Here is a 13,778-nt window from a genome sequence, read left to right on the forward strand (position 1 = left end):
AGCGATCTGCTCGAAGTTGTCCAGCAGCAGCAGCGCGCGGCGGCCCTCCAGCGCGCGGCTGAGTGCCTGCGGCAGTGCTGCGGCACCGGCGTCGCGCAGGCCGACCGCCGCGCCAATCGCGGGAAGGACCAGGTCAGGATCGCTGACTGAACTCAACGGCACCCACACCGGCTCAGCGGGGACCGACCGGCGCCACCGAGAGGCCGCCTCGAGAGCCACGCGGGTCTTCCCGACACCGCCGGGACCGGTCAACGTCAGCACCCGCACCTCCGGTCGCACAAGGAGGTCGGTGATCGCGGCGACCTCCTGGTCACGGCCTATCAGCGGGCCGCCGGGCACGGGAAGGACGGCCCCTGGCACGCGCGTTCCGGACAGGCTGCGTGGCCGCGCCGCCGCGCGGAGTTCCTCGCTTTGCAGAGGATCCAGCGCCAGTGCGGCGATCAGCCGGTCGACGGTGTCGCGATTCGGCCGCCTCAGGCCCTGCTCCACGTAGCGCAGTCCCCGGATGCTGAGCTGGGCGCGCTCGGCCAACTCCTCCTGGGTGAGGGCTCTGGCCAGTCGATGCTCACGAAGAAGCTGCCCGAAGCACGCCTGGTCGGCTGCTGCAGTTCTCATCGCTCGCCGTCCGCCCGAACCGGGGCCGTGTGGATCGCGATGCTAGTCAGTCCCGGGATCAGCGGTAGCCGAATCTGTGCCGCTGACTGTGCCGCCGCTTGTTCCTGGTGCCCTCCGACATGCCTGCCTACGGTCCGATCCAGGGCGCCCACTCAGACAGACCGCCACGACAACCCCCGGAGGGACCCATGGCATTCGCGATGCTCGCGCACATCCCCGACCTGACCCCGGAGCAGTACGAGACGGTGGTCAAGAAGGTCAACGAGAACGGCACCCCAGCCGGAGCTCTGTTCCACGCCGGCGGCCCGGTCGAGTCCGGATACCGCGTGGTCGAGGTGTGGGAGACCCGCGAGGCGGCCGACGCCTTCTACGGCTCCACCCGCTACCTCGAAGCCGCAGCCGGGATCACCACCGAGCCAGAGATCGTCATGACCTGGCCGATCCACGGACTCGACGAGGGCAGCGGATGGCACGCCACGCCCTGATCACCCGCTCCTGCCCGGCGCCGCAGCCCGACGCCGAGCAGGAGCCCTCCCGAGGTCCATCCGTACGCCTCGGCGTCCACGTCCGTTTCCAGCGTCCTGGGAGGCCGAGATGCCCGCCGCCTGCAGCGCCATCACGACTCGATGCCCGCGCGCGAGATCGGTCCCGGGCAGCATCGGCATCTCCGCCCGGCTGCTGTTCGCAGCATGTCGATCTGGGAGTACGCCGCCGGCCTGAGCCCCGGTGGGCACAGTCCAGCCGGCGTCGTCAATCAACTCGGCTTCGCTCTCGCGCTCGCCGGATACGCCGTCATGGCAGTCAGCCTTCTCCGGATGCGACCCGGGGGTGACAGGACGGGTGCCGTCACCGGAATATCCACCGACCACCGACAGCGGCCCAATGCGTCGTCATCGGCCTAGGTCGCCGGCAGCCGCCCGACGGATGTGTGCGCGCCGTCGCGACCGGCCGTGTGGTCGGCGTGGGACAGCGCCTGGCGGACCAGTTCGCCGATGTGCTGGTCGGCGAGGCCGTAGAAGACGAAGTTCCCCTCCCGCCGGTTGGTCACCAGGCCGGCCAGTCGCAGCTTGGACAGGTGCTGACTGACGGCCGTGGGGGTGGTACCCGACAGGTCGGCCAGGCAGGCGACGGAGGTCTCGCCCTGCATGAGCGCCCACAGGATGCTCAGCCGCGTCGGGTCGGCCAGCATCCGCAGCGCGTCGGCCGCCCGACGGACGTCCGCCGGAGCGGGCATGTCGAAGTCGTCGATGCCCTCGTGCACGACCTCACGGTAGCGCCCCAGACCAGGACCTGCGCACCTTCGCAGTTGCGCAGGTACTGTCGACCGCGTGACGACGTCGGGCACGAGCGCCCGTCCTGCCGCCCGCACCGATCCGGCCGCACCGCAGCCGTCGATCCTCTGGTCACTGACCGAGGTGCGCTGGGCGGCGTCGGCCCTGGGCCTGTTCGTGCTGGGCGGTCTCGCGCAGTTGGCCGGGGCGCCGACACCGCTCTCCTGGGCGCTCTACCTGGCCTGTTACGCGGCCGGGGGCTGGGAGCCTGCCTGGGCGGGTCTGCAGGCGCTGCGGGCGAAGTCCCTGGACGTCGACCTGCTGATGATCGTGGCGGCGCTCGGCGCCGCGGCGATCGGCCAGATCTTCGACGGCGCGCTGCTGATCGTCATCTTCGCGACCTCGGGAGCGCTCGAGGCCTTCGCCACCCGGCGCACCGCTGACGCCGTCCGCGGGCTGGCGAAGCTGGCGCCGGAGCAGGCCACGCTGCTCCTGGACGACGGCACCGAGCGTGAGGTCGCCGCGGCCGACCTGGTCGTCGGCGACCACGTGCTCGTGCGACCCGGGGAGTCGCTCCCCGCCGACGGCCGCGTCGTGGCCGGCGCCTCGGAGGTCGACCAGGCGTCGATCACCGGGGAGCCCCTGCCGGTGGACAAGACGGTGGGCGAGGAGGTCTTCGCCGGCACGAGCAACGGCACGGGCGTGCTGACCGTCGAGGTGACCCGCGCGTCGCAGGACAGCGTGGCGGCCCGGATCTCGTCGATGGTCGAGGAGGCCAGCGCCACGAAGGCGCGCACCCAGCTGTTCATCGAGAAGGTCGAACAGCGCTACTCAGTGGGCGTGGTGGTCGCGACGCTGGCCATCTTCGCGATCCCGCTGCTCGCGGGCGACGACCTGCAGCGCGCGCTGCTGCGCGCGATGACCTTCATGATCGTCGCCTCCCCGTGCGCGGTGGTGCTGGCCACGATGCCGCCGCTGCTGTCGGCGATCGCGAACGCGAGCCGCCACGGTGTGCTGGTCAAGTCCGCGGTCGTCATGGAGCGCCTCGGGACGGCGTCCGTGGTCGCGCTCGACAAGACCGGCACCGTGACGCGCGGCGTGCCCACCGTGGTCGCCGTCCGTGCGGTCCCCGGCGGTCCGTGTGACGACGAGGAGCTGCTCCGCATCGCCGCCTCGGCGGAGTCGCCGAGCGAGCACCCGCTGGGCCGGGCGGTCGTCACGGCCGCGCGGGATCGCGGCCTGGTGCTGCTGCCGGTCAGCGGCTTCTCGGCAGCGGTCGGCTCCGGCGTCACGGCCACCGTCGACGGGCGATCGGTCCGTGTCGGCTCGCCCGCCTCCGCGGCCGATGGCGCCAGCGCGATCGCGGCGATCGTCGAAGGGGAGCAGGAAGCGGGCCGCACCGCGATCGTGGTCGAGCTGGACGGCCGGCCGATCGGTGTCCTCGCGCTCTCCGACCACGTCCGGGCCGAGGCGCGGCAGGCGGTCGCAGACCTCCGCGAATGCACGGACCGCGAGCCGGTGCTGCTCACCGGTGACAACGCCCGTGCCGCCGGAGCGCTCGCCACGCACGTGGGCCTGACCGACGTCCACGCCGGCCTGCTGCCGCGGGACAAGGTCGACGCCGTCCGGGCACTTCAGGACGACGGCCACCGGGTGCTGCTGGTCGGCGACGGGATCAACGACGCTCCGGCACTGGCCACCGCGGACATCGGCGTCGCCATGGGCGGGATCGGCTCCGATCTCGCACTGTCCACCGCCGACGTCGTCATCGTCCGCGACGACCTCCGCACGCTCCCGGCCGTCGTCCGGCTGTCCCGTCGCGCCCGACGGCTGGTCGTGCAGAACCTGATCGTGGCGGCCACCGTGATCGCGGTCCTCGTCACCTGGGACCTGGTCGGCCACCTCCCGCTGCCGCTCGGCGTCGCCGGCCACGAGGGCTCGACCATCCTCGTGGCACTGAACGGCCTGCGGCTCCTCCGGCGCTCGGAGTGGACCGCGAGGTGACCGAAGGGCCCCTGCAGGGGCCCGCTGCGAGCGTGCGAGCGGGGGGCCTTCCTCAGTGGTGCTGGGGCTCGTTCTTCGCGCGCTCCAGCGAGGCGAGGATCTCCGCCTCGGCCGCCTCGCGGCCGACCCACTCGGCACCCTCGACGGACTTGCCGGGCTCGAGGTCCTTGTAGGTCTCGAAGAAGTGCTGGATCTCCAGCCGGTCGAACTCCGAGACGTCGTTGATGTCCTGGAAGTGCGCCATGCGGGGGTCCGTCGCGGGAACGGTGAGGACCTTGTCGTCCCCGCCCTTCTCATCCGTCATCCGGAACATGCCGATGGCGCGGCACGTGATCAGGCATCCCGGGAACGTCGGCTCCTCGAGCAGCACCAGCGCGTCCAGCGGGTCGCCGTCCTGCCCCAGGGTGTTCTCGATGTACCCGTAGTCCGCCGGATAGCGGGTGGAGGTGAACAGCATCCGGTCCAAGCGGATGCGTCCGGTGGCATGGTCCAGCTCGTACTTGTTCCGCTGGCCCTTCGGGATTTCTACCGTCACGTCGAACTGCACCCGCCTAGTCTGGACTACGGCGGCCCCGCGCGATCAGCGGAGGTCGCCCTTTGGGGGGTGGGCACCATCGCGTCGAGTGGTTCGACGATCGTCAAGGCGAAGACCGGACGGTTCCGGCGACGGCTCGCGATGGGTGTCATCGGCCTCGTGCTGCTGCTCATCGCCGGCGTGGTCGGCCTCGGCGTGCTGCTCGCCGAGGGTGGCGGTTCCGGCAGCGCGAACGACGCCGTGGCCGTGCCCGAGGCGAAGCTTCCCCAGCTCGGGAACCCGACGCCGGTCCTGGCCGCCCTCAGCAAGGACGCGCCCGAGCCCACGAAGGAGGCGCTCACCAGCCGGTTGACCCCGCTGCTCACCGCGGCCGGTCTCGGCACCGGCGTCTCCGCCGAGGTGGTCGACGTCGCCACCAAGGACGTCCTGCTCGATCTCGACGCGAGCGACCCCGCCACGCCTGCATCGACGGCGAAGCTGCTCACCGCCGCCGCCGCGCTGACCACCCTCGACCCGTCCGACACCCTCGAGACCACGGTGGTCGCGGGGTCGTCGCCGGGCGAGGTCGTCCTGGTCGGCGGTGGCGACGTCACCCTCTCGCGCACGGCCCCGTCGCAGACGTACCCGGGTGCGCCCACCGTCGCCGATCTCGCGACCCAGGTCCTCGCGGCGATGCCGGCGGGGACCCCGGTGACCAGGATCGTCGTCGACAGCTCGCTGTTCAGCGGTCCGCTCACGGCCAGCGGCTGGGGCGCCGCGGACGCGCCGTCCAGCTACGCCGCCCCGGTCACCGCGACCGCCGTCGACGGCGCTCGGGTCAGCCCCGGGTCCACCGCGCGCAGCGGCCAGCCGGGCATCGACGCCGGCGCGGCGCTCGCCGACGCCCTCGGCGCCCGCGGGGCAGCCGTCGTCCTCGGTGAGGCCCCGGCCGGTGCGAAGACGCTCGCCACCGTGCACTCCGCGCCGATCTCCCGGCTGGTGGAGCAGGCGCTGTCCATGTCGGACAACATGCTGGCCGAGGCGCTCGCCCGTCAGGTCGCGATCGCGCGCAAGCTCCCGGCGAGCTTCGACGGCGCGGCGCAGGCGGTCATCGGCGCGCTCACCGACGCCAAGATCGACACGACCGGCGTGACCCTCAAGGATGGCAGCGGCCTCTCCCGTGACGACCGCGTTCCCGCCTCGGTGCTGACCGCGGTCGTGCGTGGGGCCGCCGACGACAGCCTGCGGGGAACCTCGGCGATCCTCTCGGGCCTGCCGGTGGCCGGGTACGACGGCACGCTGTTCGACCGCGGCGACGCCGAGACGGCGCCGGGCACCGTCCGGGCGAAGACGGGGACCCTCCTGGGGGTCCATGCGCTGGCCGGCACGGTGCTCACCGTCGACGGCCGGCTGCTGGCCTTCGCGGTGGTGGCCGACGGCTCGGGCAGCGACGCTGCCGCCGAGGCCGCCCTCGACCAGTTCGCGGCAGCGCTGGCCGGATGCGGGTGCCGTTGACAGGACCCTTCCGGCCCCGCCGGTGAAGGCCTCGTCCTCCCCACCCTTCGTAGAGCTCAGGGCGGTGCCCGGGACGAGGCCGGCGGCGGGACCCTGCAGGAGGGCCTAACGTGAGGCAATGACGAGCGCCTCCTCGATGGTCGACTGGGACCTGGCCGGACGGACGGCCCGGAAGCTGATCAGCTCCGGACCGTCGACCACCCGCGAGGAGGCCGCCGACGTCGTCCGCGAACTGCACGAGGCGGCCGCCGTCGCCCACGCCCACGTCGAGAAGCTCACCGGCATGCGGCCGGTCGCCGACGGGCCCACACCCGAGGTCGCGGTGGTCGACCGGCCGGCGTGGGTCGACTCCAATGCCAGCGGCATGGCCGCGCTGCTGGACCCCCTCGTCGAGGCGCTGACCGAGAAGCAGGACAGCCGCCCGGGACCGCTGGCCACCGCCATCGGCTCGCGCGCGACCGGCGTCCAGGCCGGTGGGCTGCTCGCCTTCCTCTCCTCCCGCGTCCTCGGGCAGTACGAGATCTTCGGCACCGGCGGCCGGCTGCTGCTGGTCGCGCCGAACATCGTCGCGGCCGAGCGCAAGCTCGGTGTCGACCCGGCCGACTTCCGGCTCTGGGTCTGCCTGCACGAGGCCACCCACCAGCTGCAGTTCACCGCCGTCCCCTGGCTCAAGCCGCACCTCGAGTCCGAGATCGCGAAGTTCGTCGAGGCCACCGACCTCTCCGCCGACGTGCTGCGCGAGCGCCTCCAGGACGTCCTGCGCGGTGTCGCCGACGCGATCCGTGGCAGCGACGAGAACTCCGAGGGCCTCATGGCGCTGATCAAGGATCCGGCGCAGCGCGCCGTCCTGGATCGGGTCACGGCGGTGATGAGCCTCGTCGAGGGGCACGCCGAGTACGTCATGGACGGCGTCGGCCCCGACGTCGTGCCCACGGTGAAGACGCTGCGCAAGCGGTTCGCCCAGCGGCGCAAGGGCCGCGGACCGCTGGACCGGGTCCTCCGCCGCCTCCTCGGCCTCGAGCAGAAGATGAAGCAGTACGCGGAGGGGCGGGTCTTCGTCGGCGGGGTGGTCGACCTCGTCGGCATGGAGGGCTTCAACCGCGTGTGGGAGGGGCCGCAGAACCTGCCGCTCCTCGAGGAGCTGACCGCCCCCGAGCGCTGGGTGGAGCGGGTGCACGGCCGCCCGGCCATCCCGGCCTAGCCGCGACGTGGCCGGCCCGCACCCGGCGGTCGCACAGCTCCGCAGCGCCGTCCGCCCCGCGCTGACCGCCTCGGACGAGCCGGTGCTGGTCGCCTGCAGCGGGGGAGCGGACTCCCTCGCCCTCGCCGCGGCCATCGCCTTCGAGGCGCCGCGGGCCGGCGTTCCCGCGGGGGCGGTCACCGTCGACCACGGCCTTCAGCCGGGTTCCGCTGCCCGGGCCGATGCCACCGCCGGTCTGCTGCGCAACCTCGGCCTCCAGCCGGTCGACGTCGTCCGCGTCGAGGTCGGTACCGACGGCGGACCCGAGGCGGCCGCCCGGACCGCGCGGTACCGGGCCCTGCGGTCCGCGGCCGCCCGGCACGGCGCCCGCATCGCCCTCGGCCACACCCTCGACGATCAGGCCGAGACCGTCCTCCTGGGTCTGGGCCGCGGTTCGGGTTCCCGCTCGGTCGCCGGGATGGTCGCGCGGAACCCGCCGTTCTGGCGGCCCCTGCTCGGCATCCGGCGGGCCACGACGCGCGCCGCCTGCGCCGCACTGGAGCTGCCGGTGTGGGACGACCCGTGGAACGACGACCCGGCCTACACGCGGGTGCGGCTGCGCACCGAGGCGCTGCCGCTGCTCGAGGAGATCCTCGGCGGCGGGGTGGCGCCGGCGCTGGCCCGCACCGCCGCGCTGCTGCGGGAGGACCTCGACCTGCTCGACGCCCTCGCGGCCGCGGAGCTCGACCGGCTGGCCGGTGAGGTCGGACTGCCCGCGGCGGACGTCGCAGCCCTGCCCGATGCGCTGCGCCGCCGGGTGCTCCGCGGCTGGCTCCGCGCCGCCGCCGTCCCCGATCTGCAGGCGGTGCACCTGGCCGCGGTCGACGCGCTGCTCACCGGCTGGCACGGGCAGGGCCGGGTCGACCTACCGGGCGGCGCCGGCGTCGTCCGGACGTCTGGCACCCTGACCGTGGTGCCCGCGCACGATGGGCCGCCCGCTGCACCCGACCCCGAGGAGCCTGTTCCGTGATCGAGCCTGCGACCAAGTCCGGGGCCCTGGGTCCCGACCACGGCTACGGCCCGGACATCGACCACGTCCTCCTGACCGAGGAGCAGATCCAGGCCAAGATCGCGGAGCTCGCCGAGCAGATCGCCACCGACTACGCCGGCCGGGAGGTCCTGCTGGTGGGCGTCCTGAAGGGGGCGGTGCTGTTCATGAGCGACTTCGCGCGCGCCCTCCAGCTGCCGACGCAGATGGAGTTCATGGCGGTCTCCTCCTACGGCTCGGCCACCAGCTCCTCGGGCGTCGTCCGGATCCTCAAGGACCTCGACCGCGACATCACCGGCAAGCACGTGCTGGTGCTCGAGGACATCATCGACTCGGGCCTGACGCTGTCCTGGCTGCTGAAGAACCTGGGCGGCCGCGCCCCGGCGTCGCTGGAGGTGTGCGCCCTGCTGCGCAAGCCCGACGCGGTTAAGGTCGACGTCCCGGTGAAGTACATCGGGTTCGACATCCCGAACGAGTTCGTCATCGGCTACGGGCTGGACTACGCCGAGCGCTACCGCGACCTGCCGTACGTCGCCACGCTCAAGCCCGAGGTGTACGCGTAGGGCGGCCCTCCCCATCCGGGGCATTCCGAGCCCGCATCCAGCGGTTGCACAGGCGCCCCGGTGTACCGTCGATCGTGACGACGCTGCACCCAGCGCCGGGGTGCTCGCCCCAGTCGCAGGCGGCGTCCCCGGACGATCAGGAGGGTGGACGGGCCGACCGGGTCTCCCGGCGCCCGGCATCGGTGTATGGAACGTAAGAAGATCTTTCGCTCCGTGTGGTTCTGGGTCGTCGTCGTCGTCCTCGTGGCCCTCACGTTCTCCACGCTGTTCACCGGCAAGGGTGGCTTCAAGGAGGTCTCGACCTCCACGGCGCTCGCCCAGTTCCAGGACGGCAACGTGGCGTCGGCCACGATCAACGACAAGGAGCAGACCCTCGACCTCGAGCTGAAGAAGCCGGTCGAGGGCAGCGACAAGGTCACCGCCTCCTACCCCCTCGGCGCGTCCAACGACATCTTCGGGATCGTCTCGGGCACGGCGCAGGGCAGTGACGGCGTCAAGTTCGACACCAACGTCACCCAGGACAGTCTGCTGGTCAGCCTCCTGGTGAGCTTCCTGCCGTTCCTCGTCCTCCTCCTGCTGCTGTTCTGGCTGTTCAACTCCATGCAGGGCGGCGGCCGCGGCGTCATGCAGTTCGGCAAGTCCAAGGCCAAGCAGGTCACCAAGGACACCCCGAAGACGACGTTCGCGGACGTCGCGGGCGCCGACGAGGCCGTCGAGGAACTGCACGAGATCAAGGACTTCCTGCAGAACCCGGTCAAGTTCCAGGCCGTCGGCGCGAAGATCCCCAAGGGCGTGCTGCTGTTCGGCCCGCCCGGAACCGGCAAGACGCTGCTCGCCCGCGCGGTCGCCGGCGAGGCCGGGGTGCCGTTCTTCTCGATCTCCGGCTCGGACTTCGTCGAGATGTTCGTCGGCGTCGGCGCCAGCCGCGTCCGCGACCTGTTCGAGCAGGCCAAGCAGAACGCGCCCGCGATCATCTTCGTCGACGAGATCGACGCCGTCGGCCGCCACCGTGGCGCCGGCATGGGCGGCGGCCACGACGAGCGCGAGCAGACGCTCAACCAGATGCTCGTCGAGATGGACGGCTTCGACGTCAAGGGCGGCGTGATCATGATCGCCGCGACGAACCGGCCCGACATCCTCGACCCGGCGCTGCTGCGGCCCGGCCGCTTCGACCGGCAGATCGCGGTCGACCGGCCCGACCTGCTCGGCCGCAAGGCCATCCTCGCCGTCCACGCGAAGGGCAAGCCGCTCGCGCCGGACGTCGATCTGGAGACCGTGGCCCGACGGACGCCCGGCTTCACCGGCGCCGATCTCGCCAACGTGCTCAACGAGGCCGCGCTGCTCACCGCCCGGCACAACGGCTCGCTGATCAACGACTCCACGCTCGAGGAGGCGATCGACCGCGTCATCGCCGGCCCCGAGCGGAAGACGCGCGCGATGAGCGAGAAGGAGAAGAAGGTCACCGCCTACCACGAGGGCGGCCACGCCCTGGTGGCGCACGCACTGCCCAACCTGGACCCGGTGCACAAGGTGACGATCCTGCCGCGCGGCCGCTCGCTCGGGCACACGCTCGTGCTGCCGACCGAGGACAAGTACACCCAGACCCGGTCGGAGATGATCGACACCCTGGCCTACGCCCTGGGCGGGCGCGCGGCCGAGGAACTGGTCTTCCACGAGCCCACCACCGGCGCCGGGAACGACATCGAGAAGGCCACGTCGATGGCCCGCGCGATGGTCACCCAGTACGGCATGAGCGCCAAGCTCGGCGCGGTGAAGTACGGCAGCACGGACGCCGAGCCGTTCCTGGGCCGCGACATGGGCTCCCGGCCGGACTACTCCGAGGCGGTCGCCGCCGACATCGACGCCGAGATCCGGGCGCTGATCGAGGCCGCGCACGACGAGGCCTGGGAGATCCTGGTCGAGTACCGGCCGGTGCTGGACAACCTGGTCCTCGAGTTGATGGAGAAGGAGACCCTCTCCAAGGAGGACATGGCGCGGATCTGCGCGCCGGTCGTCAAGCGGCCCTCGCTCGCCCCGTACAACGGCTTCGGCAAGCGGACGCCGTCCGACCAGCCGCCCGTGGAGACCCCCGCCGAGCGGGCCGCCCAGAACGGCGGCTCGGTCAACGGGCACACCACCCCGGTCGGGGACGTCGGAGCCCCCGCCCAGCGATGAGCGCGGGGACCGCTCCGCCCGCCGGCGGGCCGATCGACGAGGCGCGCGCCGCCGCTGCGGTCCGGGAACTGCTGCTCGCCGTGGGCGAGGACCCCGACCGTCCCGGGCTGCAGGACACCCCGGGGCGCGTCGCCCGTGCCTACGCCGAGATCTTCGCCGGCCTCGCTCAGGACCCCTACGAGATCCTGTCGACGACGTTCGACGAGAACCACGACGAGCTCGTGCTGGTCAAGGACATCCCGATGTACTCGACCTGCGAGCACCACCTGGTCCCCTTCCACGGCGTCGCGCACATCGGTTACATCCCCGGCGAGGACGGCCGCGTCACCGGCCTGTCGAAGCTGGCCCGGCTGGTCGACGTCTACGCGCGCCGGCCGCAGGTCCAGGAACGGATGACCGGCCAGATCGCCGATGCGCTGAACGAGGTGCTCAAGCCGCGCGGCGTCCTCGTGGTCATCGAGGCCGAGCACCTCTGCATGGCGATGCGGGGCATCCGCAAGCCGGGCGCCACCACGGTGACCTCTGCCGTGCGCGGGATGTTCCGGGACAGCGCCGCGACCCGGAGCGAGGCGATGAGCCTGGTGCTCGGCCGGTGAACGTCCCGCTGCCACGGCCGGGCCGCTGCATCGTGATGGGCGTCCTCAACGTCACCCCGGACTCGTTCTCCGACGGCGGCTGCTTCGACGACACCCCCTCGGCGGTTGCCCACGGCCTGCAGATGCACGCCGCCGGGGCCGACTACGTCGACGTCGGTGGGGAGTCGACCCGGCCGGGCGCCGACCGGGTGGACGCTGAGGAGGAGAGCCGACGGGTGCTGCCGGTGATCGCCGAGCTCTCTGCCGCGGGCGTGCGCACCAGCGTCGACACCACCCGCGCCGAGGTGGCCGAGGCGGCGATCGCGGCCGGCGCGACCCTGGTCAACGACGTGAGCGGCGGCCTCGCCGACAAGAACATGGCGGACCTGGTCGCCGACGCCGGTGTCCCGTGGGTCCTGATGCACTGGCGCGGCCACAGCCGGGAGATGTACGCGGCGGCCCAGTACGGCGACGTCGTCACCGAGGTGTGCGCCGAGCTGATGGCCCGCGTCGAGGACGTCGTGGCGGCCGGTGTGGCACCCGAGCAGCTCGTGCTCGACCCCGGCCTCGGCTTCGCGAAGAACGCCGAGCACAACTGGGCGCTGCTGGCCGGCCTCGACCGGCTGGTCGGGCTCGGGCTGCCGGTGCTGGTCGGGGCGTCGCGCAAGACCTTCCTCGGCCGGCTGCTGGCCGGTGCCGACGGCGCCGTCCGGCCGGCCGAGCTGCGCGACGACGCGACGTTGGCCACGACCGTGCTGGCCGCCCAGGCCGGCGCCTGGGCCGTGCGGGTGCACGACGCGGGCGCCTCGGTCGACGCGATCAGAACGGTCGAGGCCGTGCGGGCCGCAGGGGGAAGCGTTCGTGGCTGAGCGGCACCCGGCACCCGACCGGATCGCGCTGCGTGGCGTCCGCGCCCACGCGCACCACGGCGTCTACGCCTTCGAGCGGGAGCGCGGGCAGCTGTTCTCCGTGGACGCCGTCCTCGAGGTCGACATGCGCGCCGCGGCCGCCGGCGACGACCTGGAGAAGACCGTCAACTACGCCGATCTGGCCCAGAAGTTGCACGCCGTCCTCACCGGCGAGCCGGTCAACCTCCTCGAGACCCTCGCGCAGCAACTGGCCGACGTCTGCCTGGCCGACCCGCTCGTCGACGCCGTCGACATCACCCTGCACAAGCCGCAGGCCGAGCTGGGCGTGCCGTTCGACGACGTCACCGTCTCCATCCGCAGGGTCCGGCCGTGACGCGGGCGGTCCTGTCACTGGGCGCGAACCTGGGGGACCGGGCGGGGACCATCCGCACGGCGATCGCGGCACTCAAGGACGACGGGGTGCTGGTCGCCCGCTCGACGCTCTACGAGACCCCGCCCTGGGGGCCGGTCGAACAGCCGCCGTTCCTCAACGCGGTCGTCGTGGTCTCCGGCCCGCTCGACGCTGCCGGCTGGCTGGTCCGCGCGCACCAGCTCGAGCAGGCCGCCGGCCGCACGCGCGAGCTGCACTGGGGGCCGCGCACGCTCGACGTCGACATCGTCACCGTCACCGAGGACGACGGGACGCCGGTGCTGTCCGACGACCCGAGGCTGACCCTGCCGCATCCCTACGCCCACGAGCGGGCGTTCGTCCTGCTGCCGTGGGCGGCGCTGGAGCCGGGCGCCGTGCTGCCCGGCAAGGGACGGGTGGCAGACCTCCTCGACGCCCTGCCCACCGACGACCTGCTGGCGGTCAACCGCTGGGACCACCTGCATTGAAGCCGGTCCATCGCCGCGACCTCGTCGTCCTGGCCGCCGGTCTCGCCGTCGCGACCTGGCTGCTGGTGCGCGCCTTCTACCAGCAGCTGCCGCCGCTGGACTGGTGGCTGCCGACCCCGCTGGTCGTCCTCGCGATCGCGGAGGCCCTCGGTGCCCGCACGCTGCGCAGCCGCCTCGCGGACCTGCGCGAGGCACGCGCCGCGCGCGACCGGGCGGACGCCCGGCCCCCGACCAAACTGGTCCGCCCGGTCGAGCCCCTGATGGTCGCCCGCCTGGCGGTGCTGGCCCAGGCCAGTGCCTACGTCGGCTCGGTCTTCGCCGGCATCTGGATCGGGGTGCTGCTGCACGTCGGCCCGGCGGTCCATCGGCTCCAGACCGCGGGCCAGGACACCATCACCTCGGCTCTCGGCGTCGTCGGGTCGGCGGGAGTCGTGGCCGCCGGCCTGTGGCTGGAATCGGTGTGTCGCGTGCCCCCGGAGGACCACGACCCCACGCAGGGCGTCAGCGCCTAGTCCGAGCCCCGTGGGCGACGTCCTACCTCACGGTTCTGGGTCCTCCCTCACCGTCGACGGC

General features: G+C 72.7%; 14 protein-coding genes and 1 pseudogene. 12 read left to right on the top strand and 3 right to left on the bottom strand.

Annotated features, from left to right (window positions below; all coding sequences use genetic code 11):
• Positions 1-27: 27 nt before the first annotated feature.
• Positions 28-615 (bottom strand): annotated as a pseudogene (locus tag AC2H4J_RS01700) (helix-turn-helix domain-containing protein); the annotation flags it as partial.
• A gap of 188 nt (positions 616-803) precedes the next feature.
• On the opposite strand from AC2H4J_RS01700, the gene AC2H4J_RS01705 reads away from it, so the two are divergent.
• Entirely contained in the window at positions 804-1,100 is a 297-nt protein-coding gene (locus AC2H4J_RS01705; RefSeq protein ID WP_487463091.1) for a hypothetical protein, read from the top strand.
• A 413-nt stretch (positions 1,101-1,513) separates the two neighbouring features.
• On the opposite strand, the gene AC2H4J_RS01710 is transcribed toward AC2H4J_RS01705, so the two are convergent.
• Positions 1,514-1,876 carry an ArsR/SmtB family transcription factor gene (locus tag AC2H4J_RS01710; RefSeq protein ID WP_487463092.1) on the bottom strand — a complete coding sequence of 121 codons (363 nt, stop codon included), beginning with the start codon at positions 1,874-1,876 and terminating at the stop codon, positions 1,514-1,516.
• Positions 1,877-1,943: 67 nt separating this feature from the next.
• On the opposite strand from AC2H4J_RS01710, the gene AC2H4J_RS01715 reads away from it, so the two are divergent.
• The gene (locus AC2H4J_RS01715; RefSeq protein ID WP_487463093.1) at positions 1,944-3,890 is read left to right on the top strand and encodes a heavy metal translocating P-type ATPase; all 1,947 of its coding nucleotides are present in this window, start codon (positions 1,944-1,946) and stop codon (positions 3,888-3,890) included.
• Between the two features lie 52 nt (positions 3,891-3,942).
• On the opposite strand, the gene AC2H4J_RS01720 is transcribed toward AC2H4J_RS01715, so the two are convergent.
• Entirely contained in the window at positions 3,943-4,437 is a 495-nt protein-coding gene (locus AC2H4J_RS01720; protein WP_487463094.1) for an inorganic diphosphatase, read from the bottom strand.
• 57 nt (positions 4,438-4,494) lie between these two features.
• Between AC2H4J_RS01720 and dacB the strand changes: the two genes are divergently transcribed.
• The 10 genes from dacB to AC2H4J_RS01770 all read left to right on the top strand — a co-directional run bounded on the left by dacB (position 4,495) and on the right by AC2H4J_RS01770 (position 13,717).
• Complete coding sequence (gene dacB, locus AC2H4J_RS01725) at positions 4,495-5,919, top strand: D-alanyl-D-alanine carboxypeptidase/D-alanyl-D-alanine endopeptidase (RefSeq protein ID WP_487463095.1); 1,425 nt, start codon at positions 4,495-4,497, stop codon at positions 5,917-5,919.
• Positions 5,920-6,037: 118 nt separating this feature from the next.
• Positions 6,038-7,120, top strand: coding sequence for a zinc-dependent metalloprotease (locus tag AC2H4J_RS01730; protein ID WP_487463096.1), 1,083 nt, complete (start codon positions 6,038-6,040; stop codon positions 7,118-7,120).
• 7 nt (positions 7,121-7,127) lie between these two features.
• A complete protein-coding gene (gene tilS / locus AC2H4J_RS01735; RefSeq protein ID WP_487463097.1) occupies positions 7,128-8,129 on the top strand; it encodes a tRNA lysidine(34) synthetase TilS in 1,002 nt (333 codons plus the stop codon).
• Positions 8,126-8,710, top strand: a complete 585-nt coding sequence (gene hpt, locus AC2H4J_RS01740; protein ID WP_487463098.1) for a hypoxanthine phosphoribosyltransferase — start codon at positions 8,126-8,128, stop codon at positions 8,708-8,710. Before tilS ends, hpt begins: the two co-directional genes overlap by 4 nt.
• Positions 8,711-8,896: 186 nt before the next feature.
• On the top strand, positions 8,897-10,885 hold the full coding sequence (ftsH, locus tag AC2H4J_RS01745) for an ATP-dependent zinc metalloprotease FtsH (RefSeq protein WP_487463099.1): 1,989 nt from the start codon (positions 8,897-8,899) through the stop codon (positions 10,883-10,885).
• The gene (gene folE, locus AC2H4J_RS01750) at positions 10,882-11,481 is read left to right on the top strand and encodes a GTP cyclohydrolase I FolE (protein WP_487463100.1); all 600 of its coding nucleotides are present in this window, start codon (positions 10,882-10,884) and stop codon (positions 11,479-11,481) included. The genes ftsH and folE overlap by 4 nt, the downstream gene beginning before the upstream one ends.
• Entirely contained in the window at positions 11,478-12,329 is an 852-nt protein-coding gene (folP, locus tag AC2H4J_RS01755) for a dihydropteroate synthase (RefSeq protein ID WP_487463101.1), read from the top strand. Before folE ends, folP begins: the two co-directional genes overlap by 4 nt.
• The gene (gene folB / locus AC2H4J_RS01760) at positions 12,322-12,702 is read left to right on the top strand and encodes a dihydroneopterin aldolase (protein WP_487463102.1); all 381 of its coding nucleotides are present in this window, start codon (positions 12,322-12,324) and stop codon (positions 12,700-12,702) included. The genes folP and folB overlap by 8 nt, the downstream gene beginning before the upstream one ends.
• A complete protein-coding gene (gene folK, locus AC2H4J_RS01765; protein WP_487463103.1) occupies positions 12,699-13,205 on the top strand; it encodes a 2-amino-4-hydroxy-6-hydroxymethyldihydropteridine diphosphokinase in 507 nt (168 codons plus the stop codon). The genes folB and folK overlap by 4 nt, the downstream gene beginning before the upstream one ends.
• The gene (locus AC2H4J_RS01770) at positions 13,202-13,717 is read left to right on the top strand and encodes a DUF3180 domain-containing protein (protein WP_487463104.1); all 516 of its coding nucleotides are present in this window, start codon (positions 13,202-13,204) and stop codon (positions 13,715-13,717) included. Before folK ends, AC2H4J_RS01770 begins: the two co-directional genes overlap by 4 nt.
• Positions 13,718-13,778 lie beyond the last annotated feature (61 nt).

This window comes from Blastococcus sp. OS1-29 (assembly GCF_057628075.1).

What these genes read in the sequence shown, in the direction of transcription:
- AC2H4J_RS01730 (WP_487463096.1), top strand. Translation starts at nt 6,038, where the DNA reads ATGACGAGCGCCTCCTCGATGGTCGACTGGGACCTGGCCGGACGGACG.
- AC2H4J_RS01705 (WP_487463091.1), top strand. Translation starts at nt 804, where the DNA reads ATGGCATTCGCGATGCTCGCGCACATCCCCGACCTGACCCCGGAGCAG.
- folE (WP_487463100.1), top strand. Translation starts at nt 10,882, where the DNA reads ATGAGCGCGGGGACCGCTCCGCCCGCCGGCGGGCCGATCGACGAGGCG.
- ftsH (WP_487463099.1), top strand. Translation starts at nt 8,897, where the DNA reads ATGGAACGTAAGAAGATCTTTCGCTCCGTGTGGTTCTGGGTCGTCGTC.